This is a genomic window from Shewanella sp. 11B5 (assembly GCF_002836795.1).
In the GTDB taxonomy this organism is placed as follows: Bacteria; Pseudomonadota; Gammaproteobacteria; order Enterobacterales; family Shewanellaceae; genus Shewanella; species Shewanella frigidimarina.
Window position 1 is genome coordinate 1 of sequence record NZ_PJAP01000574.1, and the last position, 4,188, is coordinate 4,188.

Here is a 4,188-nt window from a genome sequence, read left to right on the forward strand (position 1 = left end):
TCTTGAAAAAGAACGTTTACTTGAAATTGATAAAGTACTAACCGAAGCTAAAAGTGCTAAAGCGGCAGGAGCATCGCGTTTTTGTATGGGCGCCGCTTGGCGTAACCCGCGTGACAAAGATATGCCATATTTGACGCAAATGGTAAAAGATGTCCGTGCTTTAGGCATGGAAACCTGTATGACATTAGGGATGTTGTCGTCTGAACAAGCCGGAAAATTAGCCGACGCTGGTTTAGATTATTACAACCATAACCTTGATACCTCGCCTGAATATTACGGAGACGTTATTACCACTCGTACTTATCAAAGTCGCTTGGATACGCTAACAAACGTACGCGCATCGGGCATGAAAGTGTGCTCAGGCGGCATTGTGGGTATGGGTGAAAAAGCTACTGATCGCGCAGGTTTATTGCAACAGTTAGCTAATTTAGAACAACACCCCGATTCAGTACCAATCAACATGTTAGTTAAAGTAGCCGGTACACCGTTTGAGAATATCGATGATCTTGATCCGCTTGAATTTGTGCGCACTATTGCTGTTGCCCGTATTTTAATGCCTAAATCTCGAGTACGTTTATCTGCAGGACGTGAAAGCATGAGTGATGAACTGCAATCTATGTGTTTCTTTGCCGGTGCTAATTCTATTTTTTACGGTTGTAAGCTATTAACAACGCCAAACCCTGAAGAAAATGATGATATGAGTTTGTTCCGTCGTTTAGGTTTGCATCCTGAGCAAGGCCCACAAGCCAACATTGAAAACGATAGCGCACTATTAGCCAAAGCCAGTGCCAAACAAGATAAGTCGACTAAGCAGTTTTTTGATGCCGCAGCGCTGTAATCTAATATGACATCATTCAGTCAGCCTGAAATTGGAGAACATCCAATTACATTACGGATAAGTGAGAAGCTTGCCGAACTGCAGGCTGCAGGATTGTTACGCCAACGACAGGTGTCGGCAACGTCGCAACAATCAACATTGATTGATTTTAGCCATAATGACTATTTAGGTTTAGCCCACGAACCTGCGTTAGCACAAGCACTTTACGATGGTGCAACCGTGTATGGTGTAGGCAGTCGGGCATCACCGCTTGTGAGTGGTTATAGCCAAGCCCATGTGGCGCTGGAACAACGCTTATGTGAGATTACCAGCCACCAAGCTTGTATGCTGTTTAGTTCAGGCTTTAGTGCCAATAGTGCGTTAATGAAAACCTTGTTTAACACCGATGACACGGTCATTGCCGATAAATTGGTGCACGCCTCAATTATTGATGGCTTAAAAGACTGTGGCAGTAAAATTAGTCGCTTTTTGCATAATGACATCAACAGCGCAGCACGTATTATTGAACGAAATCCCAATTCAGCCGTTGTCACCGAGAGTGTATTTAGTATGGACGGCGATATAGCCCCCATTACTGAGCTATCTGATTTATGTAAGCAATATGGATGTTGGCTTATTGTCGATGATGCCCATGGTTTTGGGGTATTACCAAGCTCGTTTGTTAATGCCGATAATGTCGATATTCAAGTGGTCACCTTTGGTAAAGCGTTAGGGGGTCAAGGCGCAGCGATTTTAGCCTCAAAAGAGGTAGTTGATTACTTGGTTGCTACCTGCCGTGAGTATATTTACTCGACAGCTTTATCTCCAGCCAATGCTCATTTAGCATTAGCGGCGATTAATTGGCAACAAACTCACCCAGAATTATTGGCACAGTTAACGGCTAAAGTTGCGTTGTTTAGACAACTTGCATTAGCAAATAAATTGAGTATTACGTCTTCTACCACCGCAATTCAGCCCATTATGATCGGTGATAACCATCAGGTTATCGCGATTGCGCAGCAGTTAAAACAACAAGGCTTTTTAGTCGGCGCAATTCGTTCGCCAACGGTGCCAAAAGGCCAGGCGCGTTTGCGTATTACTTTAAATGCACGGCATAAAGTCGATGACATTCATGCATTGGTTAATGCTTTGACTCTGCTCATTGATCAATATAATGATTCTGACGAAAAGCAAGGCGCATTAGCACCACAAACAATGGCTAAATAAATCGTATCTATGAGACCCTCATGACGTTAGATAATCCGGTGGCAAATAAATTTTCAATCGCCGCATCTCAATACAAGCAACATGATGTATTACAACGTATCACTGCTAAGCAATTATTAGACAATGCGCCATTATTTGGCACCTTACTTGATGTAGGAGCCGGCCCGGGTACGAGTTTTAACGCCTTTAATGACGTTGATCAGGTCGTTGCGGTTGATATCGCGCATGGGATGCTTAACCAACTAACAAAACAATACCCTGACTACTTACCTATTTGCAGCGATGCACAGGCGCTTGGATTACAAAGTGCTTCCATTGACAGTATCTATTCCAATTTAGCTTTACAATGGTGCCAAAACCTACCCGAAGCGTTTGCTGAGTTTCATCGAGTATTGCGACCAAGTGGCGAATGTCATCTTAGTGTGGTTGTTGATGGTAGCTTGGCTGAATTAAAAACATTGGGCTTTAGAGTGAATCAGTTTAATTCGGTATCAGCTATTAAAGCAGCGTTTATCGCATCTCAAGATTCACCAAACGATTGGCTTAATATTGATATTCAAGTAAAGAGTATTAGCGTGTATTTTGATGATTTGCGCAGCTTGCTGTACTCAATAAAAGGTGTGGGTGCGTCGTTTGCTCAACAAGGCGAAAACAATGCAACACATCATCATCCCCTTACTAAGCAACAATGGCAGCAACGTATCGCACTTGCAGAAACAATGCGGACCGATAAAGGCATACCATTAACTTATCAAATTGCGTATATCCGCGCCAAGCGAGGTTGAAACGATGTTGTACTTTGTGACAGGAACAGATACCGACAGCGGCAAAACATTAGTTTCGGCAGCATTACTATCAAAGGCTCAAGGCCATAAATGCGGCTTTAAACCCATTGCATCTGGTTGTGACGTAACCGAGGATGGCTTACGCAATAGCGACGCGATGATGCTAATGGCGCAGTCGAATATGAACTTGCCTTATACAATGGTTAATCCTATTAGTTTTGAACCCGCTATTGCGCCGCACATTGCCGCCAAGCAAATTAATCGAACATTAACGGCTCAAAGTGTCCTTGATACTATGTACAACCCCGCGATGTTAGAAGCAGATTTTGCCTTGATAGAAGGTGCTGGTGGCTGGCGCTTACCGTTTGGTAATGGTGAGTATTTATCTGATACTGTCAAATTATTGCAGACTAAACTGCAACAAGCACAACAAATTCAAAACCCAAAAAAGAAGCCAAAGATAGAGGTTATTTTAGTGGTTGGCATGAAGCTAGGTTGTTTAAACCATGCGTTGTTAACTCAAGAGGTTATATTGGCTGACGGATTAACGATAGCGGGGTGGGTGGCGAATCAAGTCGATGCTGAGATGGCTTTTATTGACGACAACCTCAACAGCTTACAGCAGATGATGCAGGCACCATTTTTAGGTTACGTGCCTCATTTAACGGCAGCAACAGCTGAGAGTGCTGCTGTTTATCTGCAATTACCTCAATAACCCGCAATATCAAAAAATATTCAGCCCAATTTTTCCTGCTGTTAGCTTTCAGCATGGGCAGGTAAAAATTGGGCGAACAATCAATTGATATTATCAGAATGGTTAGTTTGCGATTGGCATCACTCTATTACGACCGAGGCGTTTTGCTTCGTACAGTAACTTATCAGTTGCTTCAATTAATTGAGATACACTTTGTTTAGCTTTCCATTCAGCAACACCAAAAGATGCAGTTATTGAGTCAATAACCTTGTCACTGCGTCTGTCTTTGACGCTGAGTTTTTCGAGCGCTCTGCGAATGCCTTCAGCTAATTGTCTGGCAACTCTAAACTGACTACTTGGTACAATAATAGCGAACTCTTCACCACCAAAACGATACAGTTTAATGCCGTCACGACAGGCTTCTTGGATACGCTTCGCAACGGTTTTTAGGACTAAATCGCCAAGTTGATGGCCAAAATTATCGTTGAAGGTTTTAAAGTGATCAATATCAATTAAAATCATGCAGGTACCCGCAGGAGCTGAGCCAATTTGCGCTTCAATGTCAGTGTTAAATGCACGGCGATTTAACACATTGGTTAGGGCGTCAAATAGCATGTCTTTTTCAGATTCAGCTAAACGAGTTTTGAGAGTATCGATTTCTGATT

The 4,188-nt window shown here is 42.8% G+C and carries 5 protein-coding genes; 4 read left to right on the forward strand and 1 reads right to left on the reverse strand.

Translation table 11 applies throughout. From position 1 onward, the window contains the following. The 4 genes from bioB to bioD all read left to right on the forward strand — a co-directional run. On the forward strand, window positions 1-838 hold an 838-nt coding region (bioB, locus tag CXF78_RS13385; RefSeq protein WP_102037074.1), incomplete at its 5' end, for a biotin synthase BioB. Between the two features lie 6 nt (window positions 839-844). Then, complete coding sequence (locus CXF78_RS13390) at window positions 845-2,044, forward strand: aminotransferase class I/II-fold pyridoxal phosphate-dependent enzyme (RefSeq protein WP_102037075.1); 1,200 nt, start codon at window positions 845-847, stop codon at window positions 2,042-2,044. A 20-nt stretch (window positions 2,045-2,064) separates the two neighbouring features. After that, on the forward strand, window positions 2,065-2,829 hold the full coding sequence (locus CXF78_RS13395) for a methyltransferase domain-containing protein (RefSeq protein WP_102037076.1): 765 nt from the start codon (window positions 2,065-2,067) through the stop codon (window positions 2,827-2,829). A 7-nt stretch (window positions 2,830-2,836) separates the two neighbouring features. Beyond that, window positions 2,837-3,544 (forward strand): dethiobiotin synthase, encoded by a 708-nt coding sequence (bioD, locus tag CXF78_RS13400; protein WP_165871088.1) that lies wholly within the window; start codon window positions 2,837-2,839, stop codon window positions 3,542-3,544. Window positions 3,545-3,646: 102 nt separating this feature from the next. Here the strand turns inward: bioD and CXF78_RS13405 are convergent. Beyond that, a partial coding sequence (locus tag CXF78_RS13405; protein WP_145991448.1) for a GGDEF domain-containing protein occupies window positions 3,647-4,188 on the reverse strand: 542 nt, incomplete at its 5' end.